General features: G+C 44.3%; 19 protein-coding genes and 1 tRNA gene. 6 read left to right on the plus strand and 14 right to left on the minus strand.

Annotation, left to right across the window (positions count from 1 at the left end):
• Positions 1–6: 6 nt before the first annotated feature.
• Both pyrF and IM473_RS14120 read left to right on the plus strand, forming a co-directional pair.
• Entirely contained in the window at positions 7–708 is a 702-nt protein-coding gene (pyrF, locus tag IM473_RS14115; RefSeq protein WP_287660066.1) for an orotidine-5'-phosphate decarboxylase, read from the plus strand.
• Positions 672–1,208, plus strand: a complete 537-nt coding sequence (locus IM473_RS14120; RefSeq protein ID WP_287660067.1) for a hypothetical protein — start codon at positions 672–674, stop codon at positions 1,206–1,208. The genes pyrF and IM473_RS14120 overlap by 37 nt, the downstream gene beginning before the upstream one ends.
• Here IM473_RS14120 and prmC read toward each other — a convergent pair.
• The 4 genes from prmC to IM473_RS14140 all read right to left on the minus strand — a co-directional run bounded on the left by prmC (position 1,205) and on the right by IM473_RS14140 (position 4,068).
• Entirely contained in the window at positions 1,205–2,089 is an 885-nt protein-coding gene (gene prmC / locus IM473_RS14125) for a peptide chain release factor N(5)-glutamine methyltransferase (protein WP_287660068.1), read from the minus strand. The genes IM473_RS14120 and prmC overlap by 4 nt on opposite strands.
• A gap of 5 nt (positions 2,090–2,094) precedes the next feature.
• Positions 2,095–2,895: a Tic22 family protein gene (locus IM473_RS14130; RefSeq protein ID WP_287660069.1), complete on the minus strand. Its 801-nt coding sequence runs from the start codon at positions 2,893–2,895 to the stop codon at positions 2,095–2,097.
• A 388-nt stretch (positions 2,896–3,283) separates the two neighbouring features.
• Complete coding sequence (locus IM473_RS14135) at positions 3,284–3,718, minus strand: hypothetical protein (protein WP_104397250.1); 435 nt, start codon at positions 3,716–3,718, stop codon at positions 3,284–3,286.
• Between the two features lie 277 nt (positions 3,719–3,995).
• A tRNA-His gene (locus IM473_RS14140) sits at positions 3,996–4,068 on the minus strand.
• Positions 4,069–4,170: 102 nt separating this feature from the next.
• Between IM473_RS14140 and IM473_RS14145 the strand changes: the two genes are divergently transcribed.
• Positions 4,171–4,557, plus strand: coding sequence for a DUF4359 domain-containing protein (locus tag IM473_RS14145; protein WP_287660070.1), 387 nt, complete (start codon positions 4,171–4,173; stop codon positions 4,555–4,557).
• Between the two features lie 153 nt (positions 4,558–4,710).
• Here IM473_RS14145 and IM473_RS14150 read toward each other — a convergent pair whose 3' ends face one another.
• Complete coding sequence (locus IM473_RS14150; RefSeq protein WP_287660071.1) at positions 4,711–5,214, minus strand: DUF3122 domain-containing protein; 504 nt, start codon at positions 5,212–5,214, stop codon at positions 4,711–4,713.
• Positions 5,215–5,759: 545 nt separating this feature from the next.
• On the opposite strand from IM473_RS14150, the gene IM473_RS14155 reads away from it, so the two are divergent.
• Complete coding sequence (locus IM473_RS14155) at positions 5,760–8,387, plus strand: chloride channel protein (protein WP_287660072.1); 2,628 nt, start codon at positions 5,760–5,762, stop codon at positions 8,385–8,387.
• A gap of 8 nt (positions 8,388–8,395) precedes the next feature.
• Here the strand turns inward: IM473_RS14155 and IM473_RS14160 are convergent, their stop codons facing one another.
• From IM473_RS14160 to IM473_RS14185, 6 genes are all read right to left on the minus strand, one after another.
• Positions 8,396–8,776: a DUF1830 domain-containing protein gene (locus IM473_RS14160; protein ID WP_287660073.1), complete on the minus strand. Its 381-nt coding sequence runs from the start codon at positions 8,774–8,776 to the stop codon at positions 8,396–8,398.
• A gap of 502 nt (positions 8,777–9,278) precedes the next feature.
• Positions 9,279–9,536: a hypothetical protein gene (locus IM473_RS14165; RefSeq protein ID WP_287660074.1), complete on the minus strand. Its 258-nt coding sequence runs from the start codon at positions 9,534–9,536 to the stop codon at positions 9,279–9,281.
• Between the two features lie 45 nt (positions 9,537–9,581).
• Positions 9,582–10,061, minus strand: coding sequence for a hypothetical protein (locus IM473_RS14170; protein ID WP_287660075.1), 480 nt, complete (start codon positions 10,059–10,061; stop codon positions 9,582–9,584).
• A 273-nt stretch (positions 10,062–10,334) separates the two neighbouring features.
• Complete coding sequence (locus IM473_RS14175) at positions 10,335–13,040, minus strand: phycobilisome rod-core linker polypeptide (protein WP_287660076.1); 2,706 nt, start codon at positions 13,038–13,040, stop codon at positions 10,335–10,337.
• A gap of 174 nt (positions 13,041–13,214) precedes the next feature.
• Complete coding sequence (gene cutA, locus IM473_RS14180; RefSeq protein WP_287660077.1) at positions 13,215–13,553, minus strand: divalent-cation tolerance protein CutA; 339 nt, start codon at positions 13,551–13,553, stop codon at positions 13,215–13,217.
• Positions 13,554–13,680: 127 nt separating this feature from the next.
• Positions 13,681–14,388 carry a Crp/Fnr family transcriptional regulator gene (locus IM473_RS14185; RefSeq protein ID WP_287660078.1) on the minus strand — a complete coding sequence of 236 codons (708 nt, stop codon included), beginning with the start codon at positions 14,386–14,388 and terminating at the stop codon, positions 13,681–13,683.
• 55 nt (positions 14,389–14,443) lie between these two features.
• Between IM473_RS14185 and IM473_RS14190 the strand changes: the two genes are divergently transcribed.
• A complete protein-coding gene (locus IM473_RS14190) occupies positions 14,444–15,643 on the plus strand; it encodes an acetate and sugar kinases/Hsc70/actin family protein (RefSeq protein ID WP_287660079.1) in 1,200 nt (399 codons plus the stop codon).
• 92 nt (positions 15,644–15,735) lie between these two features.
• Here the strand turns inward: IM473_RS14190 and IM473_RS14195 are convergent, their stop codons facing one another.
• Positions 15,736–15,909 carry a type II toxin-antitoxin system HicB family antitoxin gene (locus IM473_RS14195; protein ID WP_287660080.1) on the minus strand — a complete coding sequence of 58 codons (174 nt, stop codon included), beginning with the start codon at positions 15,907–15,909 and terminating at the stop codon, positions 15,736–15,738.
• Positions 15,910–15,917: 8 nt separating this feature from the next.
• The gene (locus tag IM473_RS14200; protein ID WP_287660081.1) at positions 15,918–16,421 is read right to left on the minus strand and encodes a hypothetical protein; all 504 of its coding nucleotides are present in this window, start codon (positions 16,419–16,421) and stop codon (positions 15,918–15,920) included.
• A 513-nt stretch (positions 16,422–16,934) separates the two neighbouring features.
• Between IM473_RS14200 and IM473_RS14205 the strand changes: the two genes are divergently transcribed.
• Entirely contained in the window at positions 16,935–17,432 is a 498-nt protein-coding gene (locus IM473_RS14205) for a DUF2335 domain-containing protein (RefSeq protein ID WP_287660082.1), read from the plus strand.
• Between the two features lie 85 nt (positions 17,433–17,517).
• Here the strand turns inward: IM473_RS14205 and IM473_RS14210 are convergent.
• A partial coding sequence (locus IM473_RS14210) for a cobaltochelatase subunit CobN (RefSeq protein WP_287660083.1) occupies positions 17,518–17,740 on the minus strand: 223 nt, incomplete at its 5' end.

Genomic DNA, 17,740 nt, shown 5'->3' on the forward strand with positions numbered 1-17,740 from the left:
CCAAATATGACCAACTCAGACCGAATTATTGTTCCTCTCGATGTGCCGGATTTAGAATCAGCGATCGCACTGCTCGATCTGTTGCCGGAAGTCAATTTTTGGAAAGTGGGACTAGAATTATTTGTCAGTAGCGGTGCAGAAATTCTAGGGATTCTGCAAGAAAGACAAAAAAAGAGCTTTCTCGATCTAAAATTTCATGATATTCCCAATACGGTCGCCGGGGCCTGTCGTTCCGCCAGTCGCTATCAAGTGGATTTACTCACCCTCCACGCAACAGCCGGACGGCAAGCAATGACGGCAGCTAAGGCGGCAATCTCTGACCTGCTATCGCCGCCAAAACTTCTCGCTATCACCGTTTTAACCAGCCTTAACGCCCGCGAATTAGCCCTCGACCTCAAAATTCCCCTAGAACTATCGGAATATGCCTTAAATCTGGCATTATTGGCCAAAGAATCGGGAATTGATGGGGCGGTTTGTTCTCCCCAAGAAGTGGCGCAATTGCGGCGCGTCTGTGGAGAGGATTTTCTCTTAGTTTGCCCCGGAGTTCGTCCCTCCTGGTCAAGCAAAGGGGATCAAAGTCGGGTAATGACTCCGGCCCAAGCGCTTAAAGCTGGGGCTGATTATCTAGTAATTGGACGACCGATCACCGGTGCCGAGGAGCCAAAGGTAGCATGGGCAAAAATTTGTCAAGAATTAGCCGACATTTAGCTGTATTACTGGTTATTTTCGGGATTAACTTCCCAGCAGCTAGTCGTCCTCTTTCTAGCTGTCCGGAGGATTTAAATCTTTTAGTCGATCGCCTCTTGTCAGATTTACCCGGTTATGCTAATCGAGTTATGACCCGTTCCCAAATCGATCAAAAATTATCTACACCGGTTTTTGTGATTATTGCCGGTCGTCCGGAATTTGCACCCCTACCTTTAACTGCCAGTCAATATTCTGGTCAAATTGCCGATGACACTCAACAGGTTTTTTTTACAACTTTAGAGCGTCAGTATAGCAAAAATCGCTCTGTCACTCTCCAGAATTATCACTGGTTATTTTTAACTAAAACTGGGGAAGGATGGCGATTAGTGACGGTTTACAGTCAATTAGCTTCCCTTGAACCCGCTCAAGTCCCCTTACCTCCCCTAGAAACCAGTCAAGGGACCATCGGCCAAGCGGTGCGTCTCTGGCTGCGGGACTGCGAAGCGGGTACATTGCGCTAAATTCGCTCGGCCAAAACAAAGCGATCGAAACCTGCTAGGTCGTTAATAATCTGAATTTGTCGATAATTGCCCTGATTTTCCAGCATTTGCGCTACTTTTTCCCCTTGACCGGCTCTCATTTCCACTAGCCAAAGACCTCCTGAGCGCAGATAATCGGGAGCAGTGGCCACTAGATAGCGCAGCGCGGTCAATCCGTCTTCACCTCCATCGAGGGCCAAACGGGGTTCATGTTCCCGCACTTCAATTTGTAAGTCGAGGATTTCTGCACTGGGAATATAGGGAGGATTGGACACCATACCCCTAATCTGTCCTTGCCACTTCTCTAGGGGTGTCCACCAAGAACCCTGTTTTAAGATAATTCTGTCGGCAAAACCCGTATTGATGATATTTTCTTTGGCGATCGCTAAAGCCGTTTGACTGTAATCAATAGCATATATCTCTGCTTTTGTCAAGATACGGGCTAAACCAATAGCGATCGCACCGCTACCGGTTCCCAGATCTACCCAGATTCCCCCGTCGTCTCCTCTGACGGTTTCTCCAACAATATCGATTAATAACTCGGTTTCGGGACGAGGAATTAAGACTTCTGGGGAGACTTTCAGGGTAAAATTACGCCAGATCACCGATTCGAGCAAATACTGCAAGGGAACCCTTGATTGCAGGCGTTTTTGCCAGCGTTTAGTAATTTCCGACCAAGAATAACTCAAGGGGATTTTTTCTCGTTCGCGAAAGGATTGTAAGCGCAGGGAAAGAGTATCTATATCTGTCACTGCTTGCAGAAAGATATCCACTTCTTTCGGAGATAGTTGCGCTTGCTCTAAATCAGCGATCGCCTGTTGGCGCCATTGACTTAATTGTTGACCGGAAATACTAGCAGACACAAGACTTAACGATTGGGGGCGGGGGGATTATTGGTATTATTATTAGGGCGTGGCTGATTTGCCGGGGGTTGGTTGGGAGCCTTTTGGTTACTATTTGCCCGAATAAAATCAATCGTTTCTTGGCTAGGATAGAGGAGAATTTTGGTTAAAGCTTCATCCTTGCTTTGTTGTAGGGTAGCGATGACACTTTCTAAGGGAATAACATCAATTTTAACCGTGGCTGCTTCTGCGGGATTAGCTTTTTTATATTGTTCTACCATTTGCAAAGCGGCGGCCTTTTCAAAGAAGAAAGGAATCAAATCCTGATTATTGCGACTGATCACCAGAAAATTACTCTCTTTTCCCGCTTTCGGCACAAATAAAGGTACACCACCTTGATATTGTTGACCTCTTTCACTGAGTAGTTTTTTCGCCGATTCTACTTCCGACTCTTTGGGAACAAAATCGACAATTAAACGATTTTGTTCGGTTTGACTGGTTTGCATTCTATAGACATCTGCCAAAGAAACGGGCTGAACTTTAACTTTGCTGGCCACTTCGGGATTCTCTTTTTTCAGTCGTTCAAAAAAGTTTTGTGCGTCCTGCCGACTGATAAAAACTCCCGTGAATTTCTGTTCTTTTTCTCCCACGGCAATTAGGGGAACTCCTTGATCATCGGCAATAGCGAAGACAGGTACAGACTGCAAGGTTCTGACGATTTGTTCTTCCGGTAAAGCGAGTGCTTTAGAATAGCTGCCCAGCAGCGAAGTCAACATTGTCGTTCCTACTAAACCAAGAGTTGCCGTCCAACGAATGAGAGATTTCATCAAAATAATTACCTCGTTATTACTATTAACCAATATTTGCCGTTAATCTGAACTATATCGTCTGCTTAACTCCTCCGATCAGGAGTTTTCTGATGAATAACCAGCCAAGAAAGTTCCCTTTATTGGCTTGCTTTTGAACCATCATAGCTAAAAATATCCATACTTGGTAAGATGTGGTCGCAGCAGCGGCGAGAAAACAGGGGCAATTTACGCGCTGATCTGGGGAATAATAGGAATTAATTAGAGTTTTTAAGCTATATTTTCAAAAAAAATCGCTTTAGCTACGGTTTAAGCTTGCTTTTGCTTTAATAACCACCAACTTGAGATCAAAAGGCCTCCTCTTGTGTGAATCAGTTAGTCAACGGGCCACCCTTTGATCTTGGCGCTGCTAATGATTTTCCGAGAGATGGCGCGGATGGGCGATCGCTAACCGCAGCCATTGATAGGAAACTAGATTTAAAATCAGTCCGATGATCAATAAAATTGCCATGAGAGCGATTTGATACCAAGCGATCGGTCTGACCAGAAGATCGGCGATCAGATGGGCTAAATTCAAGATAGAATAGAGAATTGTTAGCCAGAAATGGGTTTTTCTCAAGGAGCGACTTTCGCTAAAATTGACCCCGATAATCGCTAACATTGGCAGCAAAAAAAAGAGCAACATTCCCCAGAAAATCGGATCGAGATTGCTGGTTTGATGACTCTCGACGATCGATTGACCATGGAAGAGTGGCATTAACCCTAGTTGCGTGTGAAATAGGGTTCCCAAGAGAAATGTTGTCCAGAGAGCGGCAATTTTTTCGGGATATTTCGCTGTTTTCACGGTAATTATCCTCTTAATCGGTTAATATAAAAGGTGGGGCTAGGTGAGAAAGTATTCTTAAATTTTTCCTAATCACTACATTCCAGAAAAAATTGCTGTATTTAAAAGGTCAATTTAAGTCTGAATGGCATCACTATCTGATCCATTAGATGCTAAACTCCCCAGATATTATTTTGCTGTTGAACGTTGTTAGCAACCACGATCGGAACTACTACAAAAAGGACGTTGATTCAGTGCGAATTTTAGCCTAGCCTGAAATCGATGGTCTTGAAAAGAGGGCGAACGAGGGGACTCGAACCCCCGAGTGGTGGAACCACAATCCACTGCCTTAACCACTTGGCTACGCTCGCCGTACACCTTTTCAAGTATAGCACAAGACGAATGGTTGACAAGAGGTTTTTTACCCTAATTCGGGCTATGGTTAGGGTAAGTGAGTGATGATTTGAGAGCTTATGAAATTGGCACGGTTAGGGGGAATGGTGTTAGGGGTGGTTTTAGGGGGAATTGCGGGAATATTGCTGACAACTAACCCCAATCGTCAAGATTACGAACAATACGCTTCCCAGAGGTTAACTAGCTATCTTAAGGATAATGTCTGCGCTCGGGCGCAAGCTTCCATCGAGGTGCAAGCTCTCTTGCGGGGTTACTGTAAAATGTTGGTGGATACGGGTCATCCTTTTTTACAAGAAGCGATCGCCACTAACACATCTAGAAAGAATTTTCTCATTTTCAGCGTTTATCAAACGGAATTATCGTTCCCTCCCCCTTTACCTAGTTATCACTTCAGCACTGTCGGTTTTTTGAATAAATTATACATCTACGAAGCTTTAGAACTGTAGTCAGGCAATTGAAATCTTCTGAGAGTAAATCCTGATGGTAGTGATTTTATTGTAGTGGTGATAGCTGAAACTTTTGCTAATTGGGCATTTTAGTCAGATAAAGTACCAAACAGTCCCAAGGTGATTCTCAATTTTTCACCCTAACCCAAAAAGTCAAACATTTACGGAAAAAAGCAGACTTTGCCATTCCAAAAGTACAGGAATCGGGATACTGAGAGAGCGGGGATTGTCTAGGGGTAGGGAAAGCTCGATCGCTTCGGTAACGGGTAGCTGCGCTAAGATATCCTGCATCTTGTATTGACCAACGTTAGCTGCGGGTGATTCTTGGGCAAAAGCATCCTCAGCCGCTAAAATTTGGCCTTTAGCAGTGGTTATCGTTAATCTTTCTGGGTGAAGAAACTCAATCCCCTCTGGAAATCCCACCAAGCGCAAACTAATTTCTACCGTTTCCCCATCTTTAACTCGTTTAAATAACACCACCTGCCAAGGACTACCAGTATTATCGCGCAAACTATGACGGGATTGATATAACAGCTGCCCCGGTCCTTCTGGCTGTTGTCGAGTTAGAGCTAGTGCGGACAAGGAAAAATCGATTTGAAGGCTAATAAATACCAAAAAACTGACGAGAACAGAAAATAATAACATGAATCGTTTCATAACTTTATTGACATTGGCTAAAAAATATGGTAAGAGCTTCGGCACTTGAGCCAAATTAATATAATTATATCACTATATAGTTAATTATTCAAAAGAGATGCTGTCAAGGGGAATGGAGCGGCTTTTTTCCGCAAAGACATTGTATGATTGATTAGATAAATTGATAGTTGCAAGTAACTTCGAGATGGCTAACAAACCCGATGAATTTGCCAGAACACAAATCAGCGAAAAACAGAAAATAGTTGATTAGGATACAAAGGAATATCCTTGAGTCCAGCTTTCTCAAAACCATGGGTTAGCCCCCCAGCCCCACAAAATAGATCCACTGTAGAGATATGGTCAATCAATGACAAGTTTTATATCCTCCGCTCAAAGATAGGGACAATCTTTGATCCTAGCCCATCGAGAGAAAAACTACTATTGGGTCCACTGGTAGCAACAAGGTGAACGGTGACAGAACTTAACGGCCTATGATTAAAGAGACGAGGAATCAGAACCCGAAATAAATCCTCGCTCCGCCATTGCCTTGATTCTCCCTGATAATTATGGGACTTTTTGCCCGTCACCAAAACCTCCGTCAGTGGTTTAAATCCCAACACTTCGGACGTAGCGCCACCGATAGTCGTTATGCTTTACTGGTCGCCTGTTTAATCGGAATTCTCTCCGCCCTTGCCGCTATTATCCTGAAATTGGGCATCGGTTGGTTAGGTGGTTGGCGGGTGCATCTAGTAGCCAATTCCTCTCCTTTCCTAGTTTTGCCCCTCGGCGGTTTTCTGCTTGGTTACAGTGCCGGTTGGATTGTCGAACACTTCTCCCCCGCGGCCGCCGGGGGTGGTATTCCCCAAGTAAAAGCGGCCTTAGCTAAATATCCTTTGCCCCTGTCTTGGCGCGTTGCCGTCGTAAAAATGATCGGGGCGATCCTGATCCTTGGCGGTGGTTTAACCCTTGGTCGTCGGGCTCCCACGGTACACATCGGGGCGGCCCTAGCGGCCCAGTTAAGCGTCTGGCTGCCCACCAGTCCTGATCACCGTCGTCAGATGATCGCAGCCGGGGCAGCCGCGGGGTTAGCGGCCGGTTTTACTACTCCCATCGCCGGAGTCCTCTTTGTGATCGAGGAATTAATGCGCGATGTCTCCAGTATGACCCTAGAAACGGCGATCGTGGCTTCCTTTACCGGGGCCGTGGTTTCGATGATGCTGCAGAATACCCCCTCGATCATCACTGAATATGCCAATATTAGCTTCTCTGCCCAAGAAATACCCTTTTATGGCCTTTTGGGGGTTTTAGCGGGCTTATTGGGAGCTTTATTCAATCAAGGCATCCTTTTTTGTAGCCAGATGCAGCGGCGTTGGCGGTTATCTCTGGCTTGGCGTATCGGTCTGGTCAGTTGGTTATCGGGAACGGTAGTGGCTTTTTTACCCGACTTTTTCCGAGATAATACGGGTTTACGCGAATTTTTGCTGGCAGGGGAATTAAGTTGGCAGAATACCGCCCTCGCTTTTGTGGTCTATTTTTTCCTGACCATGATCTCCTATAGTTCTGGCGCCCCCGGAGGACTCCTCGCCCCCGCTTTGGTGTTGGGATCCTGTTTGGGGTTTCTGGTGGGGGGAATCGAGACGAAAATGATGGGTTTCGGCAGCGAAGCTAGTTATACTTTAGCCGGTATGGGGGCTTTTTTTACAGGAGTAGTCAGGGTTCCGGTAACGGCGATCGTGATTGTCTTTGAACTGCATCGCAATTTTAATGTTGTGTTGCCCCTGATGTTGACCTGTGCCGTTTCTTATATCACTGCTGAAAGCATTCGCCCCGGTTCCCTCTATCAGCATTTACTTTCCGCTAGTGGTATTATTCTCAACGAGGAAACCCCTGCTAATGATGTGTTGGCCCATCTGTCGGCTATAGATGTGATGCAATCGCAGGTGGAAATTCTGCCGGCGGATTTACCCCTAGGGGAAGTGGTGAAAATTATGTCTCGTTCCCATCATCGCGGTTTTCCCGTGGTGGAACAGGGGCGACTATTGGGGATTTTTACCCAAAGTGATCTGGATAAATGGCGATCAAAAAACAGTCAAACCGTGCTGCGGGAGATGATGACTCCCAATCCGATTACTGTGGCCCCCCAGGCAGCTTTAAGCGATGTTTTATTTCTCTTAAATCGCTATCAGCTTTCCCGTTTACCCGTTACCGACGGTCAAAAACTGGTGGGGATCATCACCCGCACCGATATTATCCGGGTGGAAGCCGATCAATTGGGGGGAGTTTGTCAGCTGCCCCAACGCAGTACCCCTTCCTATGTGGTTTATCAAACTCGTTCCCCGGCTGTGGGAATAGGTCGGATTTTATTACCTATTGCCAATCCCGACACCGCTACCGCTTTGTTTAAAATTGCTGCTGCCATCGCCCGTGAACGCAATTATGAGATAGATTGTCTCTATGTGATTACTGTGCCTCGTCTTAGTTCTCCGGCGGAAGTCAGGGTAGATACGCGGGAAGGACGCAAATTACTTCATCGTCTGGAAAGATTAGCCCGTCAGCAGCAGCTCTCTGTTCATACACAAATTTCTGTGGCTCAGGATATCGCCGACGGGATTTTGGCCACGATTCGCGAACGACACAGCAATTTGTTAATTATGGGTTGGACGGGGGAAAAATCCACCACCGGGGCAATTTTTGGGTTTTCAGTCGATACTTTGATCGCTGAGGCTCCCTGTGAAACCATCTTGGTAAAATTGGGGACAAAGGATTGTTTTCCCAACGATCCTAATCGGGAAAGGATTTGGCTGATTCCCACCGCCGGCGGTCCGAATGCCGAACGCGCCTTAGCATTATTGCCTAGTTTGCTGTCTTTGTCCGAGTCTTCGGATCACCCCAAACTTTGGTTATGTAAAATCTATTCTCCGACGGAGTTACTGCCAGATCTGTCCACTTTGGAAGTTTTACAAGCATCTTTACAAAAAGCGATCGCACAGATGATCGTGCCTTTACCGATTCGTTCGGCCTCTCCGGCCGAGGCGGTAATTCATCTGGTAGAATCGGAAGACTGTTCCTTGGTGCTTTTGGGTGCATCTAGGGAAAGTTTGCTCAATCAGTTCTTAAATGGCAATATCCCCTCGACGATTGCCCGTGCCGTTAATTGCACTGTGATTCTCGTGCGAGGGGAATTATCAGATTAGGTTATTAGCTAGGCGGAAGCTAAAGTTAAACTGAAGGGTACGGTATTGTCAATTTTCGCCCCTTGACTTTCCTCTAGGGAATGGGGATAAAACATTTCCCTGTCTAGTTGACCGTCGGAGTCATCGTCATCCCCATCGCTGATATAAAGGCGTTCACAGGGGATGTTATCGGAAAGGATGGCGCTGGCCATCATCCCCGTATGAATCTCTAAGAAAGCATCCGCTAGGGTCTCAAATACTAAACGCTGCCCAGGGAAAACCACCCTTTCAAAATACCAGTTAGCAATATTGGTGATGCGAACAATTTGAATATGACTGGTCGCATTGACATAGCAACAAAGAATACTATTTTTCTTGCCGTTGGGGAGGGGATCGAGAATCTGTGCCATAGCAATCGGGGTGATCTTAAAGTGGGTTTGTCATCGCTCCTTCACCCTAACATCCTTTGATCCCCGATAGTTGTAAAGATGATTACATTACTCTGATAAAAATCTACCGATAGCTTTTTCTGGTGATAGAAGGCGGTTTTTATTAAAAAATCATTAAATTTAACTAATGTCTAGTTTTTGCTATTTGTCAAGGGGGGAACTGCGTTTTTTTGCTGTTTTTCTTGATTTTTTGCCCAGCTATTTATCACTCAATTTTGTTAACGGTTTCAGGATTATAGAAACCGAGGTAATTTTTGTCAAGTTAACCATCAGCCGTCGGTCGTCAGTATTTAGGAGTCAGTCCCAATGAAAAAATTTTCACCACCAGAGATGAAAGAGGTTTCCTTCCCTACACCCCACACCCTCTTTCAAATCAGGAGACAGCTTTTTATTGACTCTCCCCCGCAACGCGCACGAAGTGGTCTCCCCTCTCCCCTTCTCCCTACTCCCCAACCCCTAACCCCTAATCCCCATAGACCAATTTAGATGTCGAGCGAGAACCATAATCGCTAGTTCCCGATTGCTTGAAACGTTGACCTCGGGTTGTATTCAAAGAATAAGCGATAGCGATCAATAAAACTAAAGCTAGAAAGTGAGGTTTGCTGACTTTTGTTTTTTCGAGGTTATATCCTCCCGTTTGACAATCTTTAAACATCGCCTCAATCCCGAATCTGACTCGATATAAATTGAGCGTTAACTCCAAAGATTTTAGGTTAGTCAATAAATACCAAGGCTCTTGATAACCTTTACTTCGATAGCCTCTTTTTCAATAAATTGCCAGATTAAAACTCTCAATCTTATGACTTTTTATGTGGGTAACTACTTGAAAAAGATTTCGAGTTACCCAGTTCGTTTCTAACTCTGAAAGAGCTTGATAGTTTTCTCTATCTTTCAATTGCGTGTAAGTATTTTTCTTTTGACGCAGAATAAAAGCTACACCTCTATCCTCTGGGTACTTATCTAGTTGCACTCCCTGAAATTCACGGTCTCCCACCGCCTGCTTCAGTTTTCGGAGTTTTCTTCTTTGCTCTCGATTTTTATTTTTCCCGCTCAACTCTAGCTTGACTATCTGTTTGATTAGGGGAAACCACAATAGTTTCACGTTTAGTTTCGGAAGTTTGAGAAATCTCTGCGCATTTCTTCTTCTGCTTTCAAAGGTGATTGGTTGCGGGAAAAGAGCGGCTAGTTTCTCTAGTTGGACTGTCCGATGACTTTTTAAGAGCAGGATTAGTATCTGTAAGGTCAAATAGCTTGCTTCGCGCTCGATTGGCCTGTAAGCAAGCCTGATAGAATGAAGGTAAGATTTTAAATTTTTGAGTGGTGTGCCTAACCACTCTATTTCTTTAAGGGGACATTTGGCTAGATACTAGGCTCTGTCTAGCTTGTAGCTCGTCTGTCACCCCTTGAAGGAATTTTCCTAACCGCTTGCGAACCTAGGTCTGATGGGTTAGCTTTGGGATACTAAACTAAAAAAAGCTCGTGTCGAACACGAGCTAAATTAATTAACTTCAAGGACTAATTAGCCACCGACCTTAACTACCGGTTTAAAACTGGGAACAACCAGTTCACTATCCTGTTTAGTCAGCTTATTGTATAACCGTTCCGTATTGGGGAAATTAGCGGCCGGTAGAGTCGGGAAACGACGATAGGGAACAGTATCTTCACCAAATAATTGTAGGTATTCCATGCTATTGACCATGGCACCGATAAAGGCTTTTAATCCCTTAGTTGCCAGAATTTGGTTATATTTCTGGATTTCTTTTTGATTCAAGGGAGCGCGACCTAAGAAGTGCTTAGTTCCCAATTCAATTACTTTCGTATTCGGATAGGGAGCATAAAATTCTTTCAGGTAAAGATCCGAACCACCTAAACCCTCAATAAACTCTTTCACCGTGATCTCAGCATTGCTTAATTTACTCTCTAAAGCAGTAAATTCGGCATTGATGATATAGGGTTCGAGATCCCGTTCAAAAATCTGACGATAGGCGGCGCGAACAGTATTTTGTACGGCAACTTTATCCAGATTAGTTAACAGTTTAAAGATCTTAGTTTGTTCCCGTTGAACCGTGACACCTTGACCGACACGGGATTGAATATCGGGTTCAGTGCGAATCGAGACCGAAGGTGTACCCAATTCAATAAAGCGCGGGGTTTCCTCTTTATCAACTCTTTGGCCGATATCTTCGCGGAGATTACCCAAACGCACCATCCGTAACTGCATCCCTTGGGGAGTTAGATAGCGCTCGTAGGGAACCGTATCTTCGCCAAAAGCTTCCGTATATTCGGGACTATCGATAAGAGCATCGATTAAAGCATAGAAGCCTTTTTTCGAGCAGATATCGAAGTATTGATTCATTTCCTGACGACCGTAGGTGGGACGACCGAGCAGACGACGGTGAATATATTCGATCGCTTTCACCACATAGAGAGGAGTCCAGTAGATTTTCCGGAAAGTCTCGGATTTAGCTAGGGTTTTGATAAACTCGCGCAGAGTAATATCGCCATTTTCTAACTTAATCTCGGCCACGGATAAACGCTGACCTTCGTAGGGCATTCGACCGAAAACCTGACGATAAGCCGCTAAAATCACTCTTTGGGTGGAACTTTCGCCAAATTTAACGCTTACCCCATTACTAGAACCGGGTAACTCGTTATTGAGACGAAAAACTTTCGGTCCCAAAGTACCGGGGAATTCACCTCGGGCGCTGGGGTTGCTATTTTGGTTATTAGTCGCCGGTCCACGGTGGATGAGGATACGTTTGGTATCTTTACCGAAGGGAGCGGGACTAGAACTAGGTTCGCGGGTTTCTTTCGGGAAAATTGCCCCAAATTGGATTTCTAGGGGATCATTTCCAGAACCGTAAACGTGCTGATCCGGTAAGGGGCGATCGTATTTAGCAAAGGTGGTGATAAATTGGGGAACTTTGCGGAAAGGTGCGCTGTAGTTAAACAGGTCGATCTGCATCCCCCAGTTACGACATTCCTGCGCTTCTGCACCCAAACCCCGGAGATAGGGAACGGTTTCTTCGCCGAAATAGTCAGAATACTCCTGAGAATCCACTAAAGCATCGATTAAGGCCGCTAAACCGCCGCTAGAGACGATCGAGAAGTATTTCTGTACTTCTTCCCGGGAGGAAGGACCGCGACCGAGGAAATGACGGAAAGCCAATTCTAGGGCGCGACTATTGATAAAAGGTTCAAAGAACTGTTTACGATAGAGAGGCGATTTACCGAGACGACGGACGAATTCTTTCATCGAGATGTCGCCGTTTTTCACCTTCGATTCTAGGTCAGAAATCGACTGACTATAGGCGCGAGTGATGTCCCGTTCAAAAATTTGTCTGTAGGCGGCCTTGATAATCGAAGATTTTTCTGACTCCGATAAACCGGTTTTCATGACAAACTTTTGCCGTTTTTCGGCGGCGTTGTAGTAGCTTTGGGGAAGACTTAAACCCTGTTGGTCACTACTGGGACGCTGACGCAGTTTATTAGAGGGGGTGGGGGCTTTTAATTCCCCCAGTAGGATATTGAAATAGTCACTGATTAAAGTGGCCGCATCCTTGTCTCTTTGGAAATACTCGATCGAAGCAGCCCGCATTTCTTGCAGGGCCACGATGGTGGCATCAATAGAACAGGCATTTTCGAGAACTTCCCTTAAACCGCGGGTATTAACGATCAGGATACTGGTATCACCAGCCACGATCGCGTATGTAATATAACGCAGGAACCAGGATAAATCCCGGAGGGACTTCTGCATATTGCTCGGACCGTAACGAGAGACGTTAATCGGTCGGAATCCGGGGGGAATTGGGCCGCTAGAGGCGAAAATCCCTTTTAAGCCACCGAGAAGGCCACCACCGCCACCAGACCCGCTTTCAGCGTAGGTAACGGTTCCTAATTTCATCCCTTCCTGGACGTTGATAACTTTACCCGCACCCACCAGGGCCAATTCTTCCACGGGGGGTTTTTCTAGGTAGGCCATGGGGGAACCGCCGGTAAAAATCCGGTTAGCTGCCCGTGAGACGATCAGATCGGAGTTCCGGGTGAGGGTTTGGGCAATATCTAAACGCTTGCTCCCCGATTGGAAGTAGGCGATCAGTTCATTGAGTTCGGGTTTATCGAGAAAGCGGTCTTGTTGTTCTGCTTGGGTAATAGCAGATACCGGGACGGTTTGATAGAGTTGGGGACGCGCTAAGGAGCTGCCACCGCTTGCCTTAAGACTCATTGGATTTTAACTATCTCCCTTGACGATGTGCTGAGTTCTCCAATCGTGGAGGCGATCGGTCTTAAAACCAGATGTTTAAAAATTTAATCAGCATCTAGATTAAAACTTTTTGCGCTTCCTGAGATAGTTTATTAAGAATTATATAGATTTTTTTCGCTAAACTTACCGATTGGTCTATTCTGACACCCCACCCGTATGGGAGGCTAACCAGTCTAAATAGGTCTGAGAACCCGCCACAATCGGTAAAGCGATGATTTCTGGGACGGCATAGGTATGAAGTTCCTGTATCTTCGCCGATAACTGCTCAAACTGCTTTAAATCGGTTTTAATCGCTAATTGCCATTCGCGCTCGTTTTCAATCTGTCCCTGCCAACGATAAATGGAACGAATCGGGTAAATACTGACACAAGCGGCCAGGCGATCGTTAAGTAAGGCGATCGCTAAGTTTTCCGCTTCCGTTTCGCTGGCCGTTGTCACCAGCACCACTCCAAAACTGGTTAATTTTTCAGTCATACTAAATCCGTTGAGTATAGGCTACATATCAGGATAGGCAAGGGGCAATAGGTAGGCAAGAGGCAAAAGGAGGAATAGATAATCAGTCTTTAATAACCGGATTTAGTATGATAACTGATAACTGAATTTAGGCGATCGCTTTTTCTAAAGCGGCCAGATCGGGAATAGAGAGAGACTCCTGCTGTCGTTGAATCAGGCCTTTTTTCTCCAATTTGGTCAAGGATCGGGTCACGGTTTCCCGGGCCAGTCCACTAATACTACTCAATTCCCGGTGAGGTAAATTAGGAATTATCGCACCCTGACCGCTTTTTTCTCCTTGACCTTCGGCTAAAAAGAGTAAAGTATCGGCGACTCTGGAGAGACTATCGGCCTCGCGCAAACGTAAACGCCGGTTAAGCTGACGCAAACGCTTGGCCATTAACTGAGAAAGACGAATTCCCGCTAAAGGCTCCGATTTGAGCAGATTAACAAAATCTTGAGCGGGAATACTGCTAATTGTGGCCGTGGTTAAGGTGATAGCATCAGTGGAGCGGGGAGATTCTTCTAAAGCGGCCATTTCTCCGACTATTTCCCCTTTACCGAGGATATTTAAGGTGACTTCTTTGCCATCCATATTGTAAGTACGAATTTTCACCCAACCATCGAGAATAAAGTAAACCGAACCACCCCAATCATTTTCTAATAAAATCGCCCGATTAGCAGGATGAGTGCGGGTGACAGCATGAGAAGTAACTTGATCGAGGGTTTCAGGGGCCAAACCGACCAATAAAGTGGCTGTATCTAATAATTTTTGAATCTCTGCTAATTTTTCCGCAGGATATCGTTTTTCTTCCATGGTTTAATATTTAAATTTTGTTGGTTTTAGGCAGGTGATTCTACAATGGAAAGTTGTGGGTATTTTTATTTATCTAGTGACCGATAAACAGGATTTTTCCTCTCTACTGACCGAGATCGATCGGATTCTTGCCAAGGTGATTTCGTCTCTAGTTGACCCGCAAGAAGTTACTTCCGGGACAATTATCGCCACTCGTCAACATTTAGAATCGGCCAAAGCGCTGCTTTCTCCCTTATTATTCCCCGATCGAACCCCTGAAGTTGCCCGTTGGTCCCTGGGAATGGAGGTACAACCACCAGGGGTGAAAATCGTTTTTTTTCGGGAAAGCCAAGGACTGATCGATTTTTATCCTCTTTCTTGGAGTCTGGCAACGGGAACAAGCGATCTCTTACCCTGCTCTCAGGTGGAAGAATATCTAATTAACTGGCTATCTAATCGGGATTTTAGCACCGATTCTTGGCTCTGGGAAGCCCTAGAGCGATTAGAAGCTATTATTATCACCGATGACGGGGAAACCCCCACGGATGACCTAAAAAAAGCCCTTCTCACAGCGCAACTAATACCCCCCGATTGTCTCTCTAGTCTAGAAACAGCGATCGCTACTGCTCTGGCCTATATTCCCACTAGCGACCAACCCCAACCCCAAACCCTACTTGTTATCGAAGGTAAACGAGAGACTACCACTTTAGCGCTGCTGGAAGTCCCACCGCAAACTTGCTCTTTATCCCGTCAAGCGATCGCTCTAAGCCATTTTAACTATGGGGAAAACACCTATGAACAGGCCATACTCTCTCAGTTAATTTATCCTCTCTGGCGTTCTTTTTTGCCGTTTTCGCTCTCCGATCTCACCGATACTAATCCCTTAAAAAAATCTTTACTGGCAGCCGCTAGATTAACCAAATTAATCCTGCAAGAAGAAAGCGAATTTACCTCCTCTCTAGCCGGTCATACTTGGACTGTCAGTCGTAGGGATTTAAATAAGAAGGTGATTGCACCATATCTAGATAATTTAAGACAAAAAGTTAATGATTTGTTAGAAAAACAGCAAAAAAGTCTTAAAGATATCGATCAAATAATTTTTAGCGGTAATTTTTTCTTGACCATTTGGCCCTATTTCCTAACAGAAATTCAGCAAGAATTTGCTGGCTGCAATCTAGAAGCCCCCAGTCAGGAAAACTTCTCACCAGCAATCTTGGGTTTGGGTCGTCTCTGTCTATTTTCGGCTCTTAGAGGTGAGAAGGGAAATAATGCTTAAAAAATCAGCATCGCCGCAACAATTTACGGGGATATTTATTCATCTTTTAGAAAACATGGGAATATCTTTTTTATCACTAAAATAAACTGTCTCTATCCAAATTCGCTCGCTTCTTCAATATTAATAATCACTTCCTCTAAAGTTTCCCCCTGAGCCATACATCTGGGTAAATCGGGAATTAGTGCCGTGTATCCTCCTTCTTCTTCGGGATAAATTGAAATCGGATATTTAAGAGATAAAAAGTATTCTAATATTGGTTGTTCCATCAATAGGTCTAAATAGGTCTAACTGAGTCGCCAATTTGAGGGTTTTCAAAAGGTAACGTTTCGGATAATTCCCGTACTAGCAGTTTATTTAATAATTCACGATTTATTAGCTCGGATATTGGCTTTTTATCGTTCTTAGAATTCGCTCCTACGGCTCTTTTTAAGAATTTTCCTATCAAATCGGACGGGGTTTCTTGTTCTTTAAGCAACAACTCCAGCAATCTAGATCCTTTATTATTGGCTCTATCCGATTGTAAAATCGATATTTTTTCTTGAACAAAAGTAATTGTCCCCGTCCCTCTCACTAAGTCAAGATAGCCTAAAGACTCACCAGTCTGAGGATCTTTTATTTCCTCTTCGCTGGTATTGTAAACTAACATTCTTTGCCCTTCTCGAATGCCACTAATTTCACCTCTATTGATCACTAATTTATAGTCGTCAATAACTTTGACAACTTTGGCGGGAAAGGTTCCTTTAGGAGATAAAAGGGGAGTTTCTGTGACGTTTTCCATAATGATTTATCTTTGGTATAAATCTGGTTAATATTAAATATTATCGCTCTTAGGGCGCAATAGCTATAATTTAAACTTATATTTGTCAGGATTTAATGATAAGGTCGGTCAATTGCCTTGATCATTAATAGTACGAATGTAGTGGCTATGTGTTGTAACTGTAAAAAATGGGTTAAGTGTGATAATTTCTTATAAATTCAAAAAATTGCTATGATAAAATGCTAGAATAAAGGGGTAGGCATAACTTAAACGAGGGTGTTATGGTAAAAAAATACTATCGTGACATTTCTTCCCAAAATTACTCTATTCCTAGACGGTACTTTATGGATGGTCTGGTCTCTGTTCTAGATATAGGGGGGACTTATCGTGCCAATCTAGATTATCGTTGTCGTGTTCCTGTGGGCAAAAAAGTACATTTGAACCCAGACGCTGCCGCAATTCAGTCTGATTGGATGAAGACAGGATTAGATATTTACAATGCCATTTGTGAATATGGGGGAAAGTTGTCTTAAAATGTCCGACGAAAGTAAAAAGTCAGAAGACCAGGATAATAGTGAGCTAGTTGAAAGACCTTTAGAGTCCATAGATGAAATATTAGAAGATGAGACTATTGATCAGTCAACTAAAATCTCGATTCTCCTGAGACGAATAAACAAAAGCATAACCTTCTCTGGCCCGATTCCTCATCCAACAATTCTAAAAGGATATGAAGAAGTTTTGCCTGGTAGTGCTGATCGGATTTTGTCTATGACGGAGAAAGAAGGTGAACATCGAAGAAAGATAGAAACAGAACTGGTAAAAAACGATAATATCCGCTCTTATCTTGGACAAATTGCCGGTTTTACGATTGCGATAGTTGGTTTAGGTGGCTCTATTTATCTGGGGATTAATGATAAAGTTTGGGCATCTGGAATTATGAGTGCGGGTACTTTAACAGGTTTGGTGACGGTTTTTGTTACAGGGGATAAAGAGAGAAGAATTCAGTCCCAACAAGATGATCAAGACAAGTGATTCAAATACTGTAAGTTTTTCCTAGACAAAAATGGTAGAGAAGCGATATTTTGCCTCTCTACCTTGATGTATTTTACTAGATCAATTACTCGATTCCTTCGATACGGTCCTCCACTTCTTGATAAAGTTCCTGTAAGCGGTCTAAATTCTCTTGAGAAGTTTCCCAGTAACCGCGACCATTAACTTCTAACAGGGTTCCCACCATCTTGCGGAAAGAATTAGGATTGAGATTCATTAGACGCTGACACATTTCCTCATCTTGAATAAAAGTGGTGTTCACATCTTCATAAACCCAATTATCCACCGCA

This window comes from Microcystis sp. M015S2 (assembly GCF_020245945.1).
GTDB lineage: Bacteria > Cyanobacteriota > Cyanobacteriia > Cyanobacteriales > Microcystaceae > Microcystis.

What these genes read in the sequence shown, in the direction of transcription:
- pyrF (WP_287660066.1), top strand. Translation starts at nt 7, where the DNA reads ATGACCAACTCAGACCGAATTATTGTTCCTCTCGATGTGCCGGATTTA.
- IM473_RS14120 (WP_287660067.1), top strand. Translation starts at nt 672, where the DNA reads ATGGGCAAAAATTTGTCAAGAATTAGCCGACATTTAGCTGTATTACTG.
- IM473_RS14130 (WP_287660069.1), bottom strand. Translation starts at nt 2,895, where the DNA reads ATGAAATCTCTCATTCGTTGGACGGCAACTCTTGGTTTAGTAGGAACG.
- IM473_RS14145 (WP_287660070.1), top strand. Translation starts at nt 4,171, where the DNA reads ATGAAATTGGCACGGTTAGGGGGAATGGTGTTAGGGGTGGTTTTAGGG.
- IM473_RS14150 (WP_287660071.1), bottom strand. Translation starts at nt 5,214, where the DNA reads ATGAAACGATTCATGTTATTATTTTCTGTTCTCGTCAGTTTTTTGGTA.
- IM473_RS14155 (WP_287660072.1), top strand. Translation starts at nt 5,760, where the DNA reads ATGGGACTTTTTGCCCGTCACCAAAACCTCCGTCAGTGGTTTAAATCC.
- IM473_RS14160 (WP_287660073.1), bottom strand. Translation starts at nt 8,776, where the DNA reads ATGGCACAGATTCTCGATCCCCTCCCCAACGGCAAGAAAAATAGTATT.
- IM473_RS14175 (WP_287660076.1), bottom strand. Translation starts at nt 13,040, where the DNA reads ATGAGTCTTAAGGCAAGCGGTGGCAGCTCCTTAGCGCGTCCCCAACTC.
- cutA (WP_287660077.1), bottom strand. Translation starts at nt 13,553, where the DNA reads ATGACTGAAAAATTAACCAGTTTTGGAGTGGTGCTGGTGACAACGGCC.
- IM473_RS14185 (WP_287660078.1), bottom strand. Translation starts at nt 14,388, where the DNA reads ATGGAAGAAAAACGATATCCTGCGGAAAAATTAGCAGAGATTCAAAAA.
- IM473_RS14195 (WP_287660080.1), bottom strand. Translation starts at nt 15,909, where the DNA reads ATGGAACAACCAATATTAGAATACTTTTTATCTCTTAAATATCCGATT.
- IM473_RS14200 (WP_287660081.1), bottom strand. Translation starts at nt 16,421, where the DNA reads ATGGAAAACGTCACAGAAACTCCCCTTTTATCTCCTAAAGGAACCTTT.
- IM473_RS14205 (WP_287660082.1), top strand. Translation starts at nt 16,935, where the DNA reads ATGTCCGACGAAAGTAAAAAGTCAGAAGACCAGGATAATAGTGAGCTA.